16 protein-coding genes are annotated in these 22038 nt (G+C 56.5%); all 16 read left to right on the top strand.

Translation table 11 applies throughout. The features are described from left to right. The first annotated feature begins 43 nt into the window (after positions 1-43). The 16 genes from AC3Y2E_RS04740 to AC3Y2E_RS04665 all read left to right on the top strand — a co-directional run bounded on the left by AC3Y2E_RS04740 (position 44) and on the right by AC3Y2E_RS04665 (position 21940). On the top strand, positions 44-1321 hold the full coding sequence (locus AC3Y2E_RS04740; RefSeq protein ID WP_379207677.1) for an adenylosuccinate synthase: 1278 nt from the start codon (positions 44-46) through the stop codon (positions 1319-1321). Between the two features lie 199 nt (positions 1322-1520). Further along, positions 1521-2366: an AraC family transcriptional regulator gene (locus AC3Y2E_RS04735; RefSeq protein ID WP_379207675.1), complete on the top strand. Its 846-nt coding sequence runs from the start codon at positions 1521-1523 to the stop codon at positions 2364-2366. Positions 2367-2641: 275 nt separating this feature from the next. After that, positions 2642-3919: an ABC transporter substrate-binding protein gene (locus AC3Y2E_RS04730; protein ID WP_379207673.1), complete on the top strand. Its 1278-nt coding sequence runs from the start codon at positions 2642-2644 to the stop codon at positions 3917-3919. 247 nt (positions 3920-4166) lie between these two features. Next, a complete protein-coding gene (locus AC3Y2E_RS04725) occupies positions 4167-4883 on the top strand; it encodes a FadR/GntR family transcriptional regulator (RefSeq protein WP_379207671.1) in 717 nt (238 codons plus the stop codon). A 29-nt stretch (positions 4884-4912) separates the two neighbouring features. Beyond that, positions 4913-5680 carry a gamma-glutamyl-gamma-aminobutyrate hydrolase family protein gene (locus AC3Y2E_RS04720; protein ID WP_379207669.1) on the top strand — a complete coding sequence of 256 codons (768 nt, stop codon included), beginning with the start codon at positions 4913-4915 and terminating at the stop codon, positions 5678-5680. Between the two features lie 101 nt (positions 5681-5781). After that, on the top strand, positions 5782-6876 hold the full coding sequence (locus AC3Y2E_RS04715; protein WP_190930929.1) for an ABC transporter substrate-binding protein: 1095 nt from the start codon (positions 5782-5784) through the stop codon (positions 6874-6876). Between the two features lie 87 nt (positions 6877-6963). Next, complete coding sequence (locus AC3Y2E_RS04710) at positions 6964-7827, top strand: ABC transporter permease (RefSeq protein ID WP_190930928.1); 864 nt, start codon at positions 6964-6966, stop codon at positions 7825-7827. Continuing rightward, positions 7824-8606: an ABC transporter permease gene (locus AC3Y2E_RS04705; protein ID WP_190930927.1), complete on the top strand. Its 783-nt coding sequence runs from the start codon at positions 7824-7826 to the stop codon at positions 8604-8606. The genes AC3Y2E_RS04710 and AC3Y2E_RS04705 overlap by 4 nt, the downstream gene beginning before the upstream one ends. Positions 8607-8621: 15 nt before the next feature. Beyond that, the gene (locus AC3Y2E_RS04700; RefSeq protein ID WP_379207665.1) at positions 8622-9716 is read left to right on the top strand and encodes an ABC transporter ATP-binding protein; all 1095 of its coding nucleotides are present in this window, start codon (positions 8622-8624) and stop codon (positions 9714-9716) included. Positions 9717-9771: 55 nt separating this feature from the next. After that, a complete protein-coding gene (locus AC3Y2E_RS04695) occupies positions 9772-11229 on the top strand; it encodes an ABC transporter substrate-binding protein (RefSeq protein WP_379207663.1) in 1458 nt (485 codons plus the stop codon). A gap of 105 nt (positions 11230-11334) precedes the next feature. Then, positions 11335-12828, top strand: coding sequence for an aldehyde dehydrogenase family protein (locus AC3Y2E_RS04690; RefSeq protein WP_379207660.1), 1494 nt, complete (start codon positions 11335-11337; stop codon positions 12826-12828). Between the two features lie 5 nt (positions 12829-12833). Then, a complete protein-coding gene (gene gabT / locus AC3Y2E_RS04685) occupies positions 12834-14186 on the top strand; it encodes a 4-aminobutyrate--2-oxoglutarate transaminase (RefSeq protein ID WP_379207658.1) in 1353 nt (450 codons plus the stop codon). A 4-nt stretch (positions 14187-14190) separates the two neighbouring features. Then, complete coding sequence (locus tag AC3Y2E_RS04680; protein ID WP_379207656.1) at positions 14191-15627, top strand: aldehyde dehydrogenase family protein; 1437 nt, start codon at positions 14191-14193, stop codon at positions 15625-15627. A gap of 33 nt (positions 15628-15660) precedes the next feature. Continuing rightward, positions 15661-17076, top strand: coding sequence for an NAD-dependent malic enzyme (locus tag AC3Y2E_RS04675; protein ID WP_379207654.1), 1416 nt, complete (start codon positions 15661-15663; stop codon positions 17074-17076). 864 nt (positions 17077-17940) lie between these two features. Then, positions 17941-19290 carry a hypothetical protein gene (locus tag AC3Y2E_RS04670; protein ID WP_379207652.1) on the top strand — a complete coding sequence of 450 codons (1350 nt, stop codon included), beginning with the start codon at positions 17941-17943 and terminating at the stop codon, positions 19288-19290. Positions 19291-20602: 1312 nt separating this feature from the next. Next, positions 20603-21940, top strand: a complete 1338-nt coding sequence (locus AC3Y2E_RS04665; protein ID WP_379207650.1) for an ABC transporter substrate-binding protein — start codon at positions 20603-20605, stop codon at positions 21938-21940. The last annotated feature ends 98 nt before the right edge of the window (positions 21941-22038 follow it).

Genomic DNA, 22038 nt, shown 5'->3' with positions numbered 1-22038 from the left:
TTGTGTTGCAGGAATATGACAAGAACGGAAGGGGTAATGCGGTGTGCCAGTAACGGCGATCGTAGGAGCCAATTGGGGAGACGAAGGCAAAGGGAAAATAACGGATGCGCTCGCGGGAACGTCCAAGTACGTCGTCCGCTTTCAGGGAGGCAGCAACGCGGGGCATACGATCATAAACGAATATGGCAAAATTGCGCTTCATCTGCTGCCCTCGGGCGTCTGCCGTCCGGGTACGGTGAATGTAATCGGGCCGGGCGTGGCGTTTCATGCCGGAAACTTTTTCGCGGAGCTGGACAATCTGGCCAGCAAAGGAGTACCGGAGCCGGACATCCGGCTGTCCGAACGGGCGCAGCTCGTGCTGCCGTACCATATTTTGTTCGATGAGCTGGAGGAGGAGCGGCTCGGAGCGAGACAATTCGGCTCGACCAAAAGAGGCATTGCGCCTTTTTACGCGGATAAATATTTGAAGCTTGGCGTCCAGGTGGCCGATCTGTACGACCCGGATCGTTTGCTGGAGCGGCTGGAGACGGCGCTGGAGTCGAAAAATGTGCTGCTGCCGCATCTGTACGGCAAACCGCAGCTTTCGGCCGGGGAACTGGCGAAGCAGCTGCTTCGCGACGCCGACAAGCTGAAGCGTTACGTCTGCAATACGACGGAGCTGCTGCAGCAAGCGTGGAGGCAAGGAGAGTCAATTCTGGTCGAGGGTCAGCTCGGCGCGCTTCGCGATCCGGACCACGGCATCTACCCGTACTCGACGTCCTCCTCGACGCTGGCCGGCTTTGCGACGGTCGGCGCGGGGCTGCCGCCGTATGCGATCGACCGTGTCGTGGCTGTAACGAAAGCGTACTCCAGCTGCGTCGGCACCGGTCCGTTCGTCACCGAGCTGCACGGAGAGGAAGCGGAGGAGCTGCGCAAGCGCGGCGGGGACGCCGGCGAATACGGCGTAGTCACGAAGCGGCCGCGCCGGGTCGGGACGTTCGATGCGGTAGCGACGCGTTACGGCTGCATGGTGCAGGGGGCGACCGAGGTGGCTTTGACGAATTTGGACGTACTCGGTTATTTGGACGAGATTTCGTTGTGCACCGCTTACCGGACCGATGCGGGAGAGACGAACGTATTCCCGGTTAACGCCAAGCTCGAGAGGGCGCAGCCGGTGCTGGAGAAGATGCCCGGATGGCGGACCGATATCTCCAGCGTCCGATCGTTCGGCGAACTGCCGGCCGAAGCTCAGGCGTATGTGCTGCGGCTCGAACAGCTGATCGGGGTGCCGGTGAAGCAAATATCGGTAGGCCCTCATCGGGATCAAATGTTCACACGGTAAAACGGTATGTGAACAAAACGGCCGTTTCCTTCAAGTCAGGAAGGGAGCGGCTTTTTGATTTGTCCGGAGAAATAAAAAAGCCTCAAAAAACAGGACATCGGCTTCACCTCAGAAAGCGGGGTTGACAGTTCCTCATTTCACCCTAAAAATGGGAGTACATGGCCGGATCGATCTATGGCTTCCAAAGGGAGGAAACATTGTGCGTGTACGAACGTTCAATTCTCATACGCTTCATCCGGACGATATCGGAAACAACGGCGGCACCCATCCTCACAGTGAATTGCTGTACATTACAAGAGGACAGGCTCATCTGGAATGGATGGGGGAGACGTATATTTGCGCCGCTCCCTGCTTGTTTCTGCTCACTCCCAATACGCCGCATCGTCTCCAGTGCCACCGTACGCCGATCGACTTCTGGTTTATCGAGCTTCATGTGGAAGAGGATGACCGGTTTGCGACCTCCGAGCAGGCTATCCGATGGAATAGTCTGCAACGGAACGCGGATTACAGCTCGCCCGGGATGACGGCGATCGCCCATACGCTCGAAGCGCTGGTCCGTTCCCTGGAAGCGAAGTACGCGGGCGACGGCGAATATGACGAGGAGATCGTTCTGCTCGATATTCAAAAAATCATCCGGCTCGTTCAAAACCGGCTCCGCACGAATAAACGGACCGTCTTCGACGCTCATTACAAATCGACGAGAGAACTCGCCCAGACGTTAATGCGCCATATGGAGTCCAACTATTTCGAACCGATCGATCTGGCGGCCCTGTCGTTGCAGGTGCATTTCAACCCATCCTACCTCGTACGCGTATTCAAAAGCGAGACCGGGGTGACCCCCATGCAATATTTGAGCAATCTCCGGCTGAGTGCGGCGACGAGTTTTCTGATCCATACCGAGATGGGCATTCAGCAAATTGCCGAGGAAACGGGCTTTAACAGCATCCATTATTTCTCCCGGCTGTTCAAACGTACTTATGGAGTCAGCCCGCAGCAGTGGAGAGCCGAGCGGCGCAGCGCGGCGGAGGAGCCTGCGGATCAGTAGGACAGCGGGCAGCAGGGGGACCGTGTTCGCGTTGGGCGAAAGAGCGTATCCGCAACGAACCGGGTCCGGGCGGACTGAATCCGGCCAATCGTGCGGAAGCTGCGGCAGCAAGTCAATATTGTGCAAATTGATTTCGCAACCGGCAGAAAGAAAGCGGTTTCCCGGTTCGCGGAAGCTGGCGATTTCGTTGGATTCATCTAAAGACCGCCCGGCGCCTTTTCCTTAAGATAAAGCTGTACGGACGGAAATTACTCCAATTATGGGGGGATGATGAGATGATGAAACGTTGTTGGCCGCTGCCGCCGGCGCTTGTCTTGCTGACCCTGTGTGTCAGTTGCAGCCCTGGAGCCGCGAATCAGCCGGAAGAGAATGCCGGGAAGGACGCTCCTCCGTCGCCGGTTACGCTGACGTTGTACATGCAATCCGCATTTCCGATTCAAAATCAGATCATGGACATCATTCACAACAAGTATCCTCATATTACGATCAAACCGCTGCTTAGGGAAAAAGGGCAGATGCCTGAAGATCTTTTGGCGGCGGGCACGTTCCCGGATATCATTTATGCGAGCACACCTTGGTATACCGATTATTTGGACTTGAAAGTGCTTCTGGACTTAAACGAGCTGGCGAAGCTGAAAGGTCTGGATGTCGGCAAGCTCGACCCGCTCGCCATCGACGCGATCAAGATGTGGGGGGAGAAGGGAGAGCTGTATGCGCTGCCGATCTACCGCAACTTTGCCGTCACCTATTACAACAAGGACTTGTTCGACAAGTTCGGCGTTCCTTACCCGAAGGACGGCATGACGTGGAAGCAGGCGATCGAGATCGCCAAGACGATGACCCGCAAAGAAGGCAACGTGGAATACAAAGGACTCGACGCGAGCGAATCGTACTCCGCCATATCGGCGTTGTCCACGCCGTTCGTGAGACCGGATGGCAAGGCGAATCTGCTCCATGAGCGGTTCGCGCTCGCGCTCCATAACTTGAAGGAAATATACGGCATCCCCGGCAATCGGCCCGGCATCAACGTATCGGAGTTTTACAAGGGGACGGTGGCGATGTCCGTATTCTGGAACGTGATTGCATCGTTCGAGGAAATGAGTAAAAAAGGAACCCCGCTCAACTGGGATATGGTCACGACACCGACTTACGACGCCGCGCCGGGCAAGTCGTTTCAGGTCGATTCGCACAATTTGAGCATATCCGCGCACAGCAAACATAAAGAGGAGGCGTTCCAGGTGATCGCTTACCTGCTGTCCAAAGAAGTGCAGGCGGATATTAGCAAAAACGGGTATTTGCCGAGCCTCGTCGATCCCGATCTGGAGAAAGTGTTCGGTGCCAACCTGCAATCGCTAAAAGGGAAAAACGTCTCCGCGATTTTCAAGCAGCAATCGGCGCCGCTGTATAAGATTACCCGATACGACTCGATCGTAATGGGCGAACTGGGCAAGGCGATGAACGAAGTGCTGGACAATCAAAAGGATGTGAACAGCGCTTTGCGGGAGGCGAACGAAAGGGCGGACAAAGCGATTGAGCAGGTAAGGAAACCTTAGCCTGCGAAGAGGTAGAGGAACTATAGGGCGAGTAAGCCGGAATCATTCGGCTGCTCGCCTTTTTGGCGATGAAAGAAAGGATACGTTTCAACACGTCAAAGACTGTCCGGGCGCTGTACCGGCGGTTTTCTCTTACTGTTGTGTGCATTTACCAAAAAAAACAGCTTGCCAAACCGGGAGGTGACTGCTACTATTGGTTTAAGGTTCGAACTTTATACCATTAGAACGAGACGTGGAGGCAAGTCCGATGGAATCATCCTACTTTGCTCGCTTCAAGCAGGTAACACCCAAACGAGTGAGTGATTTTATTCTGGAACAGCTGGAAGAGGCGATTATCCTCAAGGAAGTATTGCCTGACGAGCAATTGCCGCCCGAGAGGGAACTGGCGACGCTGTTCAAAGCAAGCCGGCTCGCGGTAAGGGAAGCAATTGCCGAGCTCGAACAGAAGGGGTTGATCGAAAGGCGTCTCGGTGCAAAGGGCGGAACTTTTGTACTGCCGCTTACCGCCAACACGCATGAGCGGACGATCAAGCAAATCGCCGAGAACTGGGACGAAACGAAAGAAATGCTGGAATACCGCTCGATTATCGAGCCGGAGGCGGCGAGATTGGCTGCGGCGCGGATTACGCCGGATCATCTTGCATTAATCCGCGAATTGGTCGAGAAAAGCAGCGGGGAAGACTGCAGCCGCGAAACGTTCCGTTCGCTTGACGTCCGATTCCATCTGGAGATTGCCCGTGCATCCGGCAATTCGTATATTGAGAACGCTGTCAGGAAGGTTCGCACGAAGATTAATCCCGGTCTCGACCTGATGCCCTACAACCGGCAAATTCAGCTGGCCAGCTATGAGATGCACCGTATTCTGCTGGAAGCGCTCGAGGGGCGCGACGGCGACAGGGCCGGCAAAACGATGAGCTTGCACGTAGGCAAAACGCTGGATGCGCTCAGTCAATTCGTCGAGTAACTTACCCGCTACTGTAAGGAGGTGACAACATGAAGCATTCAGGGCGATTACCCCGGATTGGCGTAGTCGGATATTACATCTCGGAAGAGGAGGCGGTAGGGGGACATATACGGGGCATCCCTAGACAGTCGTTTTCCTTGTTCAGCAACGATATGATTCATGCGATCTTCCAATCGGGAGCGACCCCGATTCCGCTGCCCGTTGTGGACCGGGACAAAATCGGCCGGCAATTGGACACGATTGACGGACTTGTATTTTCGGGCGGAGAAGATGTGGACCCGCGGTTGTACGGGGAAGAGCTGCAGCCGACCTCGCATCGGATCGACCCGGTTCGCGACAAGTACGAGATGGAACTGATGGAGCTTGCTCTCGAAAGAAATATGCCGATATTGTGCATATGCAGAGGAATGCAGCTTCTGAACGTATTTTGCGGCGGGACGCTGCACGCGGACATCGGCGAATTGGCCGATCCGACGCTGACTCACTGGGAGACGAAGGAACCTTGGCGGTCGGTTCATCCGATCGAGCTAAAACCCGATCATTTTGTAAGCGCTGTACTGGGCGGCGCCCAAATCGAAGTCAACAGCATTCATCATCAATCGGTGAACCGGCTGGGGGAAGGGCTGGAAGTTGTCGGCCAATCTTCAGACGATATTGTGGAAGCGATTGCAATGAGAAACCGCAGCAACGTTCTCGCTTTGCAATGGCATCCGGAAATGATTGCACGAAAGGACGAATCGGGCCTGCGCCCGTTTCATTGGCTCAATCAGCAGGCAACCGCAACCAAGAGCGAGTAGAAGGAATTGACGGGAAAGCGTGGAGAGAAAGCAGCTACTGAGGAAGATCAACAGCTCGTATGGATACGCCCAAGCTCAACAACTCAAGGAGGGGTCTGTGCATGTTCGCTAAAAAATCTTGGATGAAATTTTCCGCTGCCGCCGTACTTTCCGGTCTGCTCGTCATTACCGGCTGCGGGGGCGCTGCGACGCCAACACCCGATGCCAAGGCCGGCGACAACAAAGCTTCCGAGCCTCCCAAGAAACTGATTGTCACTTCCTTCGGCGGGGACTATGAAACCGCTCAGAAAGAATATTTGATCAAACCGTTCGAGAAAGAATTCAACGCGAAGGTGGAAGTCGTCACCTTGTATTCGGCCGATGCGCTGGTCCGGATGCGTGCGGAGAAAAACGCTCCGACGCTCGACGTTGTCCAGTTCTCCGGCGGCCAGGAAGTGCAAGCCGCCAAGGAAGGCCTGATCCTGCCGATCGACGAGAAAGCGATGACCAATCTGAAGGATCTGTACAAAGCGGCGCTGAATCCGGGCGGTTACGGTCCGAGCATTGCGTTTGACGCTTTGGGGATCATTTATAACGAGAAAAAAATTACGAAAGCGCCGACGTCGTGGAACGACTTGTGGAATCCGGAATACAAAGGGCATGTGGGACTGGTCGACCTGACGAATACGTTCGGCCTGCAGTTCGCCGTGATGAACGCGAAGCTGGCCGGCGGCGATGAGAACCGGATGGGACCGGGCTTTGAGAAAATCAAAACGCTTCTCCCGCATACGGCCGCCATCGTTGCTTCGACCCCGGATGTGGGCAATCTGTTCGCTCAGGAAGAAGCATGGATCGCCGCCTACGATTCCGGATACGCTTTCAATTTCCGCAAAAAAGGACAACCGATCAAGTTCGTCGTTCCGAAAGAAGGGGCGATGGCTACGTTCATCAACGCGCAGGTTGTCAAAGGGACGAAAAACGCCGAGCTCGCCCAACAGTTCGTCAACTACATGCTGCGGCCGGAAGTTCAGCAGAAGTTCGCTGAGCAGACCGGATTCGCGCCGTCCAACAAAAATGTGAAGCTGTCCGACGACCTGGCGGCCGTTATGCCGTACGGCGAAGCGGCGGTAAACTCTCTGGTGCCGCTTAACTGGGAAGTGGTTAATGCGAACCGCAACGCCTGGACGACCGAGTGGAATAAACTGATCAGCAAATAATCCGGTTGGCCGGGAGGAGCTGCGGGGACGATTGTCGCCAATTATCCCCGCAGCTCCTCCGCGAACAACGGAAAGGACGGAAATCCTATGCTTCGACGCTTGCCTCCGCAGTGGATTTTGATGGCGCCCGGTGCGCTGATAATGTTGTTTTTCTTCATATTGCCGGTAGGACAGCTGCTGCTTTTCAGTTTTTTTCGCTCGACTCCCGATGGAATGATGGAGAAAGCTTTTGTTTTCGACCAATACATGACCTTTTTTAAAGATCCGCATTATTTGAAAATATTAGGGCGCACCTTGGTTCTCGGCATCACGATTAGCTTCATCAGCCTGATCCTCGGCTATTGCCTTGCCTACGGAGTAGCCCGCTCCAATCCGAAACGCAAATATTTGCTGCTGCTTCTGATCGCTTTGCCGCTATTGACGAGCGCTGTTATCCGAAACTTTGGCTGGATCGTCATTTTGGGCCGAAAAGGACTACTCAACCAATTGTTCCTGAACATTGGTTTGATCGATAAACCGCTTGACTTGCTGTATACATCCACTGGTGTAGTTATTGCGATGGTTCATGTGCTGCTGCCATTTATGGTTCTAGTCTTGTACAGCGTGCTGGAAGGGATGGACCGGAACCTGGAGTCCGCCGCGGCGAATATGGGCGCTTCCCCGGCCAAAGTATTCTGGTTCGTGACGCTGCCGCTGTCGCTGCCGGGCATTGTGGCAGGCACGCTGCTCGTGTTCTCGATCTCGATCAGCTTTTATATTACGCCGGCGCTGATCGGAGGTCCGAGGGTGCAGGTGATGGCCACCGAGATCTACAACCAGACGATTCACTCGATGAACTGGCCGTACGCGTCCGCGCTTGCCGTGATCCTGCTTGTTACCGTATTCGTCATTACCAACCTGTACAACCGGGCGCTTAGACGCAGTACTTCGCAGGGGGCGGGTATCTTATGAAGAAACGTTTCTCCTTGTTGACGCTGGTCAACCTGTTGATTTATTTGTTCATCATCGCACCTCTTGCCGTCGTGGTGTTTACTTCTTTCGGTGAGAGCTCTTATCTCGTCTTTCCGCCCAAAGGGTTTACGTTTCATTGGTACATCGAGGTGCTGACAGGCGGCCGCTACACCAAGCCGTTCTGGAACAGCATCTGGATCGCGGCGACGACGACCTGCCTCGCGCTGCCGGTCGGCACGCTGATCGCGCTGGCGTTCAAGAAGTATCAGTTCCGCTCCAAGGAAACGATGCGGTCGTTGTTTTTATCGCCGCTTATCGTACCGACACTGCTGTTCGGGATCGGGCTGCTCATTTTTTACAGCAACCTCGGAGTAAGCGACTACTTTTTCCGTCTGGTGACGGCTCATGTCATATTAACCGTACCGTATGTGGTCCGGACGATGAGCGCGGGCTTTGCCCGGCTGGACGCTTCGGTCGAAGAGGCGTCGCTTATTCTCGGCGCCAGCCCGTGGCAGACGTTCCGGCTTGTGACGATTCCGCTCGTGCGTCCCGCCTTGATGGCCAGCGCCTTCTTCGCCTTCATCATGTCGTTCGACGAGCTCGTGATGGCTTTGTTTCTGACCGGGCCCGGCATGGTGACGCTGCCGATGCTGATTTACTCGGATATTCAGTTTAATATGACTCCGGCGATCGCCGCCGTATCCTCCATTATTATTCTGGGCACCGTACTGATCGGATTAATCGGTATGGGGATGCTGAAACGAAACAAAATTTTGTAACGGGGAGGTCCCTATATGAGTGAACTGCGATTGCGGCAGCTTCGAAAGCAATATGGCGGCAATGTCATTGTCGATAATCTGGATCTGACTGTCGGAAGCGGCGAGATGGTGTCGCTGCTGGGCCCGAGCGGATGCGGCAAAACGACGACGCTGCGGATGATAGCGGGGCTGCTGGAGCCGACGAGCGGTTCGATCCATCTGGCGGAAAAAGAACTGACCCGGGTCGCTCCTTATAAACGTAATGTCGGCTTGGTGTTTCAAAATTATGCATTGTTCCCGCACATGACCATCTTCGATAACGTGGCGTTCGGTCTGCGCCGTCACGGGACGCCCAAGCATGAAGTGAAGGAGCGCGTGCTGCAAGCGCTGCAATCGGTTCAACTGGCGGGAATGGAGCAGCGGATGCCGGCCCAGCTGTCGGGCGGCCAGCAGCAGCGCGTCGCTCTGGCGCGTACGCTCGTGCTGCGTCCTCCGCTAGTTTTGTTCGACGAGCCGTTAAGCAACCTGGATGCGAAATTGCGCCAAATGCTGCGCATCGAAATTCGCCAGCTGCAGAAACGGATCGGATTCACCGCGATTTTCGTCACCCACGACCAGGAAGAGGCGATGGTGTTGTCCGACCGGATCGCGGTGATGAACAAAGGCCATATCGTCCAGCTGGATACGCCGGAGAACGTGTACACCCGCCCGAGCGACTCCTTCGTAGCCGATTTTGTCGGCGATTCGAATCTGCTCGGGGTTCGGGAGCTAAAGACAACTAACGGTAGCCCGGAAATTACGTTAGCCGGAGGGCAGAACATCAAAGCCGCCGATTCCGGAAGCCGGGAGTCGAGCAGTACAGTGATGATCCGCCCGGAAGCCGTCCGGCTGTTCGCGGCAAACGGCGGGCCGGGCGCTCAGCACGAGTCCGACAAGTATAATCAGATTGCGGGGACCGTCCTGTACGTCCACTACACGGGGACATCGTATCTGATCGGACTGCAGGTTCCGGGATTGGACAAGCCGTTTCTGGTCAAGGCTCCGATGCACGGTGCGGAAGCGTCCCCCGTCGTGCGCGAAGGCGACTCCGTCCATGCGGTATGGCCGATCGCGTCCACTCTGCTGCTGTAAACGAAGGTACAACGATCATTTCACTCAAATCGGATATGAAACGGGAGGAATTACAATGACCGATCACAATACGCAAACGTTCGTAATCGCTCAAGGGACGGACGCTTCCACGATGGACCCGTACGCCCATTCGGAGACGACGACGGCCAATATATTGCTGCAAGTATACGACGCTCTCGTCCGCCGCAATCCTTCCATGGACATCGAGCCTTGGCTGGCCGAGAGCTGGCAGGTGATCACTGATACCGTTATCGAATTCCGTCTTCGCGGCGGCGTAACGTTCCACAACGGCGAGAAGTTCGATGCGCAAACGGTGAAGTTCTCGCTGGAACGGATGGTCGATCCGCAGCGCGAGCCCAAGTTCCCGCCTTACGGCCGCTTTAACTCGATCGATCATGTCGACATCGTGGACGACCGGACGGTGCGCGTCGTCACGAATCGTCCCGATCCGAACCTGCTCGCGCAGTTGACCGGACTGATGATCATTCCTCCACAGTATATAGCCGAGCATGGCGAAGCGCATTTCAGCCGCGTTCCGAACGGAACGGGACCGTACAAGTTCGTCCGCTGGGACAAGCCGGGCGGGACGGTAGAGCTGGAGGCGAACGACGGCTACTGGCGGGGCAGCCCGTCGGTTCGGAAGCTGGTCTTCCAGGCCGTGCCGGACGGAAGCGACCGCGTGCAAGGCTTGCACGACGGCTCGATCCATCTGGCGGCCAACTTTCCGCCGCTGATGCGCAAGCAGGTGGAGACCGACCCGGCGTTGTCGGTCGTCGGGACGCCGAGCGTAGGCGTGATTTATATGGGGATCAATACGCATCACCCTATATTGAAAAATAAAAAGCTGCGGCAGGCGATGGCGCATGCGATCGACGTCCGCGAGCTGATTCAGGAAGAGCTCAGCGGCTGCGGTTCTCCGCTGGCCGGTCCGGTGTATCCGCAAGCGTTCGGCGTCGATCCGAAAATCGCCCCTATCGCTTACGATCCCGCGCTTGCCAAACAACTGCTCGCGGAAGCGGGGTATCCGGACGGGGTCGAGGTGAAGCTGGAAGTGCCGGACGGCCGGTTTACGCAGGATAAGGAGATCGCCCAAAGGATCGGGGAGCAGCTCGCCAAGGTCGGCATTCGCCTCCATGTCGATATTCAGCCGTGGCCGCAGTTTATTAGCCGGTTCCGCAATCATGAGTACGATCAGATGTATTATGTGGGCTGGGGCAATTCGACGTTTGATCCCGACGAAGTATACCGCAACGCGTATATTGCTCCCAACCCGTGGAACCCGACCGATTTCCACCATGACGATATGGCCGCGATGGTGATGGAGGCGAGCAATATTTTGGACGCGGAGCGACGGAAGGAACTGTACCGGATGGCGTGTCTCATTTTCCGCGACGAGCTGCCCTGGATTCCGCTGTTCCAGCAATACGACTTGTACGGCTTGAACAAAAAGTGGAACTGGAAGCCGCGCATGGACGAATACATCTACGTCTGCGACATTACGGCGGCCGAATAAGGCGTCCGTCCGCGGGCCACGAAAGCGAAAGCCGTCTTTGGAGCGAATCGGACTTCCTTTCGGGGGCGATCCCCGGGAAGAACCTATATATTGGAGGGAACAGCTATGGCAGCGATCGACGGGATCGGCAAAATGTACATCGGCGGAGAATGGGTGGAGGCGTTGTCCGGCAAAACCCGTGAGATTACGAACCCGGCTACGGGCGAGTGCATCGCCGTCGTGACGGAAGGCGGGCTTGAGGACGTGCGGCGCGCGATCGAAACGGCCCGGCATACGTTTGACGAGACGGGGTGGCGGGATACTTCGTCACGGGAACGGGCGAGACTGTTATTTGCTTTGGCGGACAAAATCGAGCAGCATGTGGACGAGCTGGCACGGCTTGAGACGCTGAACAACGGGAAGCCGCTCGGGGAAGCCGAGTCGGACGTATCGAGCGCGGCCAGCTGCTTCCGCTATTACGCCGGATTGATTACGAAGCCCCACGGGCAAACGTATGAGGTCCCGTATCCGATTCAAGCGATGGTCGTCCGGGAGCCGGTCGGGGTGTGCGGCCAGATCGTGCCGTGGAATTTCCCGCTGATGATGGCGGCGTGGAAGCTCGCTCCGTGTCTCGGCGCCGGAAACGTAACCGTCTTTAAGCCTTCGGAGCTTACGCCGCTGACGGCGATTCGGCTGTTCGAGCTGATCGAGGAAGTCGGATTTCCGAGAGGAGTCGCCAATCTCGTGCTGGGCGAAGGCCGGACGGTCGGCGCGGAGCTGGCCGCCAGCCACCTGGTGGACAAGGTCGCCTTTACCGGCGGTACGGAGACCGGACGTTCGGTCATGAGAGCGGCTGCTGGCAATATCAAAAAAGTGTCTTTGGAGCTGGGCGGCAAATCGCCCAATATCGTGTTTGCCGATGCGGACCCTTCCATCGTCGCGGAATACGTCATGTACGGCATCTATATCGGCTCCGGCCAAGTGTGCTCGGCAGGCTCCCGTCTGCTGATCCAGGACGAAATTTACGATACGTTTATGCAAGAGCTGGTGGACCGGACGAACCAAATTCGGGTAGGCAACGGAATGGAGCCCGGGACGGAGATGGGGCCGCTCGTCTCGCAAGCGCATATGGAGAAAGTGCTGTCCTATATCGAGATCGGGCGTCAGGAAGGAGCGACTGTAGCGGCAGGCGGCCGCCGGATGACGGAGGGGGAATACGCCCGGGGTTACTTCGTCGAGCCGACGATTCTGACCGATACGACGCCCGACATGCGGGTCGTGCAGGAAGAAATATTCGGACCGGTGCTCGTCGTCCAGAGGTTTCGGGATGAGGAGGAAGCGATCCGACTGGCGAACGGTACGGTATTTGGGCTGGCGGGAGCGGTGTTTACGAACGATGCGTCGCGATCGATGCGGGTGGTAAGAAAGGTGCGCTCCGGCATTATGTGGGTGAATACGTACCATCCGACCTATAATGAGGCGCCGTGGGGCGGGTTTAAGCAAAGCGGCCTCGGCCGCGAGCTGGGCACGTTCGGACTGGACGAATATACGGAAGTGAAGCAAGTGAACATCAACATGGAGCTCAAACCTTTAGGATTTTACAAAGGCAAAGGGGAATAGGAGATATGGACACCAAGACGAGACGGTTTGTTTCGATGCAGACTTCCGTTCCCGGTCCCAGGACGGCGGATTTGCTGGAGCGGAGAATAGCCGCCGTGCCGAAGGGGGTAGGCAACAATACGCCGATTTTCGTCGACAAAGCGGAGGGAGCGCAACTTACCGATGTGGACGGCAACGTGTATCTTGATTTCGCCGGGGCGATCGGCACGATTAATGCCGGCCATTGTCCGCCGGAAGTGGTGCAGGCGATCCAGAAGCAGTCGGAAGCGTACATCCATACCTGCTTCCATGTTGCGATGTACGAGCCTTATGTCGAGTTGGCCGAGAAATTGGCGCTGCTTACGCCGGGACGGTTTCCGAAAAAAGCGATGTTTCTGAACAGCGGTGCGGAAGCGGTGGAAAATGCGGTCAAGATTGCCCGCAAATTTACGGGCCGCAGCGGGATCGTCTCCTTCTCCCGGGGGTTTCACGGCCGCACGCTGCTGGGCATGTCCCTGACGAGCAAGGTGAAGCCTTACAAGTTCGGGATGGGTCCGTTCGCGCCGGCTACGTACAAGGCGCAGTACCCGTATCCGCTCCATCGTCCGGAAGGAATGAGCGAGACCAACTATGCGCTTCACTGCGTACGCCAGTTCGAAGATTTTCTGTATACGGAGGCGGCGCCCGAGGACATCGCAGCGGTCATCATGGAGCCTGTACAGGGCGAAGGCGGCTTTATCGTGCCGCCCGCCGCATTCGTTCAAGGGATCTACGACTTGTGCCGCAAACACGGCATTTTGTTTATCGCCGATGAGATTCAGACCGGCTTCGGCCGGACGGGCGAGATGTTCGCCTCCACCCACTTCGGCATCGAACCGGATCTGATTACTCTGTCCAAGTCGATTGCGGCCGGCATGCCGATCAGCGCAGTCGTCGGAAGAGCGGACGTGATGGACGCCCCGAATCCCGGGGAAATCGGCGGCACGTACGGCGGCAGCCCGCTGGGCTGCGCGGCGGCGCTGGCCGTTCTCGAGCTGATGGAACGCGACCGTCTGGTTGAACGTTCCCGGGTCATCGGCGAGACGATCCGGTCGTATTTTCTGTCGCTGCAGTCTAAGCTTCCGCTGATTGCCGACGTTCGCGGGCTCGGGGCGATGTGCGCCGTGGAATTTATTCATCCGGATACGAAGGCTCCGGCCAAGGAGTTCGTCGCCGGGCTGACGAAGGCTTGCTGCGAAAACGGGGTCGTGCTCTTATCGGCAGGCGTCCACGGCAACGTCCTCCGCTTTCTGACGCCGCTTGTCATAACCGACGATCAGTTGCAGGAAGGTCTGGATATTATCGGGTCGCTGGCCGTGTCGCTGGTTACGGCCGAATAAAGGAATGGGGGAGAGAGCCGTGAAGCATTTGTACATGAACGGGGTGTGGAAAGAGGCGTCATCGTACGTCGAGCTCCGCTCCCCGTACTCGGGCGAGAAGATTGTCGACGTTGCGCAAGCGGACGAAGCGGATACCGGGGAAGCGATTCGCGCCGCTTCGGAAGCCGCGGCTGTGATGGCTGCGTTGCCCGCTTTTCGGCGTTCCGCGATTTTGGAGAAAGCGGCCGCTTTACTGGAGGAGCGCAAGGAGGAGATGGCGCGTCTGATCGCCCTGGAAGCGGCCAAGCCGATCCGCACCGCGCGGGGCGAGATCGCCCGGACGATTCAGACATATAAATTCGCCGCCATGGAGGCATGCCGCATTCATGGCGAGACCGTTCCTGTGGACGCGGCGCCGGGCGGGGAGGGACGGATCGCCTTTACGCAGCGCAAGCCGCTCGGCGTAGTCGGGGCGATCACTCCGTTTAACTTCCCGTTTAACCTCGTCGCTCACAAGGTCGGTCCGGCGATTGCGGCGGGCAATACGGTCGTGCTGAAGCCGGCGGGACAAACGCCGCTGTCGGCTCTGGCTCTCGCCGATGTGTTCGCGGAAGCGGGGCTTCCCGCGGGGGCGCTTAATATTGTTCCCGGCAAAGGCTCCGTTGTCGGCGAGAAGCTGGTTCGGGACCCGCGGGTTGCCGCGATTACGTTCACCGGCAGCCCGGAGGTGGGAATCGCGATGAAGCAAAAGGCGGGTCTCAAGCGGGTCACCCTGGAGCTCGGCTCCAATTCCGGCTTGATCATCGACGGGACGGCGGACATTACCCCGGAGCTGATCGACCGGTGTATCGTCGGAGCGTTTTCGTTCAGCGGACAGGTTTGCATTTCGATCCAGCGGATTTTCGTTCATGAAAGCAAGTACGACGAGTTTGCCGAAAAGTTTAAGGAAGCGGCGGAGAAGCTCGTCATCGGCGATCCTCTGGACGAGGCGACCGATCTGTCCGCGATGATCAGCGTCAAGGAAGCGGAGCGCATGCAAGCTTGGGTGGACAGCGCCGTTGCTGCAGGGGCCGTCGTATTGACCGGGGGACGGATGCTCGAGCCCGGGCTGTTCCCGCCGACGATCCTGACCGGAGTGCCGGCGAATGAGCCGGCATCCTGCCAGGAAGTGTTCGGACCGCTGGTTACGCTGACTCCCTTCCGTGAGCTGGACGAAGCGATCGAAGCGATCAACGATTCCCGCTACGGCTTGCAGGCCGGCATCTACACCCGCGATATTCAAGCCGCGATGCGCGCTGCGGACCGGCTTGAGGTCGGCGGGGTGATGATTAACGATTTCCCGACGTTCCGCGTCGACAACATGCCGTACGGCGGCGTGAAGGAAAGCGGATTCGGCCGGGAAGGGGTCAAATACGCGGTCGAAGAAATGACGGAGCTGAAGCTGGTCTGCATCAAGCTGTAACAGACAGGCGGACAAGATAAAGGGGGGATCGGATTGGCTTCCAATACAAGTATCATTATCCGGCTCGAGCTGGCCAAAACGCCGAGCTCCTTCGCGGCTATCGCCGAGGTGATCGGGCAAGCGGGCGGCGATATTGTCGCCGTCGACATGATTCATGCCGGCAAGGAAACGACCACGAGGGATATTACCGTAAATCTGGTAGGCGTTCTCGCCAAGGACATTACAGACCGGCTGCGGGACGTGCCGGGCGTTTCCTTGATCAACGTATCCGACCCGACTTTTCTGGCCCATCTGGGCGGGAAAATCGAAATGATACCGAAAATGCCGATCAAGACGCGCGAAGATTTGTCCAAAGTGTACACGCCGGGTGTGGCGAAAGTATGTATGGCGATTCACGACAATCCGGCCAGCGCGTTTTCGCTGACGATCAAGCGCAATACGGTAGCGGTCGTCACCGACGGAACGGCCGTGCTCGGCCTCGGGGACATCGGTCCGGAAGCGGCGATGCCAGTCATGGAGGGCAAGGCGATGCTGTTCAAGCAGCTTGCCGGAGTCGACGCCTTCCCGATTTCGCTCGCATCCAAAGACACGGAGGAGCTCATCCGCACGATCAAGCTGCTGTCTCCGGCGTTCGGCGGCATCAATCTGGAAGATATTTCGTCGCCGCGCTGCTTCGAGATCGAGGAACGGTTGAAGCGGGAGCTGGATATCCCCGTCTTCCATGACGATCAGCATGGCACGGCCGTCGTCGTCCTGGCCGGGCTGCTGAATGCGCTCAAAATCGTCGGCAAGCCGGTCGACGGCATCCGTGTCGTCGTGACGGGGATCGGGGCGGCCGGAGCGGCGATCCTTAAGATGCTGCTGGCGGCAGGCGTCCGGGATGTGATCGCGGTCGACCGCGATGGGGCTTTGTGCCGGGGCGAGTCTTATCCGAATCCGATGTGGACCTGGGTCGCGGAGCGAACGAATCCACAGATGAAGCGAGGCGCTCTGTCGGACGTGATCAAAGGAGCGGACGTCTTTATCGGCGTTTCCCGCAAAGGGGTGCTGAAGGTCGAGGATATCCAAAAGATGGGCCGCGACCCGATCGTATTTACGATGGCGAACCCCGAGCCGGAGATCGAGCCGGAGCTGGCCGAGCCGCATGTGCGGGTCCTCGCGACCGGTCGGAGCGATTATCCGAACCAGATCAATAACGTGCTTTGTTTCCCAGGCATGTTCCGGGGGGCGCTGGATTGCCGGGCCACGGTCATTAACGAGGAAATGAAGCTGGCCGCGGCTTGGGCGATCGCTTCCGCGGTGAGCGACAAAGAGCTGAACGACCAATACATCATTCCGAGCATCTTCAACGACAAGATTGTGCCGCTTATCCGCAAAGCGGTCATCCAGGCGGCGATCGAGACGAACGTAGCGCGGAGAATCCCTCCCGAGTTCCGCGAGGACAACTAGCAGCCGGCTGGAAGACTAAGCGTCGGGTTTGAAGGAAATGGTACAGCATGGAAAACGGCTCCCCGACTGTAAAGGTCGGGGGGCTTTTGTGTTGTTGTGTTGGGTGTGAATGAGGCATCCGGTTCGGCCGAAGTCACGTTAGGTGTGAGAATGAGGCATACGTGGGCCGAAAATGACGCTAGGAGTGAGAATGAGGCGTACGTCCGCCGAATGGCGCTGACTCCCCCATACCACGCCGAAGTCATCGATTCTAACGAACCTCATCGTTCTTATTGCGGTAAAAACACCTCTATTCTCATCTAACGAACTCCAGCGGTCTTATGGAGTAAAACCGACGTAGAAATGTGCTCGAGAGGAGGAAATAACGTCTCTGGAGTTCATTACCTTCTCAAATTGCAGCATGCTGGCGTAATAAGGGCGGCTGAGTTCGTAAGCTAGCTCCGAGTGCAAGTGCAAGTGCAAGTGTGCAATTTCAATACAAGATCCGCGAGGGCTTTCCGCTAACCACGATCAAGTGTTGGTTCTCCGCTAACTTCCAGGTTCTGATTCATTCATAAAATCATTCATTAAATACGGCAAAAGTTCGGTTTGGATATATTTACAATCCGGCATTTAGAAGTTATAGTAAAGGTGCACTTCTATTTAAATACTCTGTAACATAATAAGAGACGTCGACATCAATTAGAAACAGATTAGGGCTGCAAACAAACAAACAAACGAATGAGGTCTACCTGGTCGGTGTCAACGGGCGGCGGCACATCCGCATTGGAACTTCGAACGATGAATCCGCGGGGCCGGGCTGCCGAGCAGCAAGAGTAACCAACGGATACCAGGTGGGAACCGCCGGAGCGGAGGACGACGAGAGTGAAGGAAGCGGTAAGCATCGGTTCAAGATTGGAAATGTTTGTGGACGACTGGCTTATAGAGGACAAACAAGGTGTCGGTCTGAAGCTTCACTCCCCGGTACGAAAGGAAACGGTACTGGAATTCGACCGGGAATGGGAGGGGGCGTTCAGCGGGTATGTAACCGTGATTCAGCGGGAGGGCAAGGTGCAGGTGTACTACAGGGGCAACTGTACCACGGACCTGTCCGAAGATCAGGTAACCTGCTATGCGGAGAGCGCGGACGGCATTCATTTCGACAAGCCGAATCTCGGGCTCTACGATTACGCCGGATCGAACCGGAACAACATCGTGCTGAAAGGAAGCATCGCCCATAACTTTGCCCCGTTTTACGACACGAATCCTGCGGCGGACCCGAAGGAACGGTACAAGGCGGTAGGTGGCATTCATGGCGATATTATTAATAATCGCGCCGCGCTGCACGGGCTCGTATCCGAGGACGGCCTCCGCTGGACGATGAAACAGCAGGAACCGATCATGACGAACGGCGCCTTCGATTCGCAAAATATCGCGTTTTGGGACGCGAATCGCAGCATGTACCGCTGCTACAACCGTTACTTTACGCCGGACAAGATCCGGGGCGTCCAAAGCGCCTTGTCGGCCAACTTCGTGGAATGGGAGCCGCAGCAGTTGAACCGGTACGCGGAGGGCGTGCCGTTCGAGCATTTCTATACGAATGCGACGATCTTATGTCCGCAGGCCGAGCATATGTACGTGTCGTTTCCGATGAGGTTCATCGAATCGAGGAAGAAGGTAGCGGAGCATCCTTACAACGGATTAAGCGATGCCGTATTTATGACGAGCCGGGACGGGGTGAACTGGGACCGGACGTTCCTCGAGGGCTGGATTCGGCCGGGTCTGGATCGGCGCAACTGGACGGATCGCAACATGGCGACCGCTTACGGCTGCGTGGAGAGCGATACCGAATTGTCATTTTATTTAACGGAAAATTACCGCTGGCAGACGGCCCATTTACACCGGTACGCAGTCCGGAAGCACGGCTTCGCCTCCGTCCATGCCGGATACGAGGAAGGCGAATTCACGACGAGGCCGGTCCGGTTTGCCGGCAGCCGGTTGTTCCTCAACTACTCGACATCGGTCGCGGGCTCCATCCAGGTCGAAGTGCTGGACGAGCAGGGCCGGGCGATCGAGAACCTGTCCTTTGCCGATATGGAGCCGCTTTACGGCGACGAGCTGCAGGGAGAGGTCACGTGGAAGTCGGGGGCCGGGCTGGAGGCACTTGAAGGGAAAACCGTCCGTTTCCGGTTCCGGTTGAAGGATGCGGATCTGTTCGCGATGCAAGTCAAGTAACCTGCTAACTAACAAACCAACAAAACATCAAACGAACAAAACATCAAACCAACTAACTTAACCAACTAACAAGCGATAAATATCAAGCGGTCGCCTCTCGTCGGGAGAAGCGGCCGTTTTTTATTTTGGGAGTAACATATTAAGTTTTCCACGAAACTGAACTCCCAGCATAGGGACGGTGGGTAGCCGAATAGGAGCGGTTTGTACCTCTTAATTTGTCCGAAATCTGCTTAGACGGGGAAATACGAGCGGTTTGAGACTTTTATTCTCTGCGAAAATGGTGCTGACCCGGCCTATTGGTTGGAATAAGGGGTGTAAACGAGGCTGTCGATTCAAAACCAAGTGGAAAAGGAAAATATTACCTTTTGGCGAGTTTTGTCTGGAATCCCCTACCTTACAATCCTTATTCAATCAAGGGATTCCGGACAACCTGTTTGAGCAGAAGATGGAACGGCCTGCTAACACTTCTACACAATGAATCGACAGTCTCGTAAACCGCCTTTATTTACCTCTGTCTTTCGAATATGCCGAAAATAGAGGATGCGAAAGACTCTTAATTCCGTAAAGAGCCTGAACGAATGTGTTTTCTTAAATACTGAAGCTTCTACTCGCAAGTAAGCAGTCGCAAAGCCGGCTCGCTCGCCCCCCGGACAGGTGTCGCTTCAAAGCGCTGCTTCGAGCAGCCGCTGCGTCAAGTCGCTCGCCCCAAGGACCAGATGCCGCTTCAGAGCGATGCTTCAAGCAGCCGCTGCGCCGCCTCGCTCTCCCCCCGGACAGGAGGCGCTTCAAAGCGCTGCTTCAAGCAGCGGCAACGCCGGCCTGCTCGGCCCACGACCAGTTGTCGCTTCAAAGAGCTACTTCGAGCAAGCGTGATGCGGATTCTTAATACATGGTCATGCACCGTGGCAGAGGCTTCGTATAAAAGCTTTTCTTCCCCTAACCAGCCAGGGCGGCGAAACGTGAGGATGGAGCAATAATTTGCTATCCAATCAAAACAATCTCCTATATTTCGCAGCCGGTGCATTTCGTATAATCCAAGTAAGGAGCAAGATCTTCTCCCCATCGCCGGAGAGAAGCGAGTGGGAGGTTCCCCCTCTTCGGCGGTCAGCAATTCTTTACCAAGTCGCGTTATTGTAAGCGGTTTCGAAAAGGTGGGAAACAAACAAGCTTCCAATCGCACAGAGATATGGAAGTTGGGGGTGGTGTTCACTTTCAAAAAGAACATATGTTCGCTATCGTTCATTATGAAGCGAAGACTTGCCGCTGTCCGGCACGATGCAGCTCGATCACATTCCACCGGGAGGTCATGACCATGTCATTCAAAGCAATCGGGTCCGCCCTTATGCTCGGCGTAACGATGGCGGCATTATCCGCATGCGGCGGCGAAAGCCGGCAGCCCGGCACCGCGGAACCCCAGCCCGCCACACCGCCCAAGGCGGAGAAAGCGAAAAAAGACCCGATCACGATGTCCGTCTTCGGACTCGGGGTCAAGGAGGAGGAGTTTAACGACAGGTTTCGAAGCGTGCTGGAGAAGAAGTTTCCGCACATTACGCTGAACTATATCCCGCCGGATAAAGGCAATTCGTTGCCAGAGCTTGTCGCGCGGGGAGAGACGCCCGATCTGATCCGGACCGATGTGCCGAACCTGAAAAACAACTATATCGATCTGAAAATTGCGACGGATCTGAACGAATTCGTCAAATCATCCAATTACGATCTGACCCGGTTCCACGCCCCGTTCATCCAGGAGATGATCGATGCGAGCCAGACGGGCGCTTTGTACGGATTGCCGTACCCGCCCTATTTTCCGATGGTGCTCACTTACAACAAAAGCTTGTTCGACCAGTTCGGCGTTCCCTACCCGAAGGACGGTATGAATTGGGATGAAGTGTACGAGATCGCCAAAAAAATGAGCAGGGCGGAAGGCGACAAAACGTATCGTGGCTTCAGCGCCAACATCATGTCGATGCTGCGGGATAACCCGTACGGCTATCCGATTCTCGATCCCGCTGCCGACCAGTTGTTCGATGCGGAGAAGTGGAAGCCGCTGTTCAGCAACTTCAAGCGGTTTTACGAGCTGCCGAACAACAAGATCGCGACGACCCGTCCGGCCGAAATCAACGAAGCGTTCAATAAAGGAAATGTGGCGATGCAGGTCAACCAGTACAGCCAATATGCCCCGATTCCGAAAGAAATCGAATGGGATATGGTCGCTTACCCGGTGTTGCCGCAGGGTCCGAAGACGCTGACGTGGAGGGGGCCGGCCTATTGGTCCGTTTCCGCGACGAGCAAGCATAAGGAGGAGGCGTTCCAGGTCATCGCCGCCATGGTCTCGGATGAGGTTCAGCTCAGTGACGCGAAAAAAGGAATGCTGCCCACCGTCGTGAACAAATCGATCCGGGATGCATTCGGTCAAGACCGGCCGGACTTGAAACCAAAAAACACGAAAGCGCTGTTCTACTACGAGCAATGGTCGCCGTATTCACCGAAACGCAAAGCCGGATTGGCGAACGTGCCGACGGTCGTCCAGCAGGATTCGATGGCCCAGACGTTCCACGATGTAGCCTCGGAGAAGGTAGATATCAACACCGGACTCCGGCAGCTGGACGAGAAGCTGAAGCAGGAGCTGGCGAAGGAGAAGAGCAAGTGACGTAAGCGAAGCGGTATGATGCAAGCCGCGAGTTGTAGTCGTGCCGTGCGGCGGGCGCGGGGGAGAGCCGGGATTTGAGCGTGGAGGAAAGGAAAGGG

This window comes from Paenibacillus sp. MAH-35 (genome assembly GCF_058135425.1).
The sequence above is the reverse complement of the archived record's forward strand: the minus strand, read 5'-3'. Positions and strand labels throughout refer to the sequence as shown.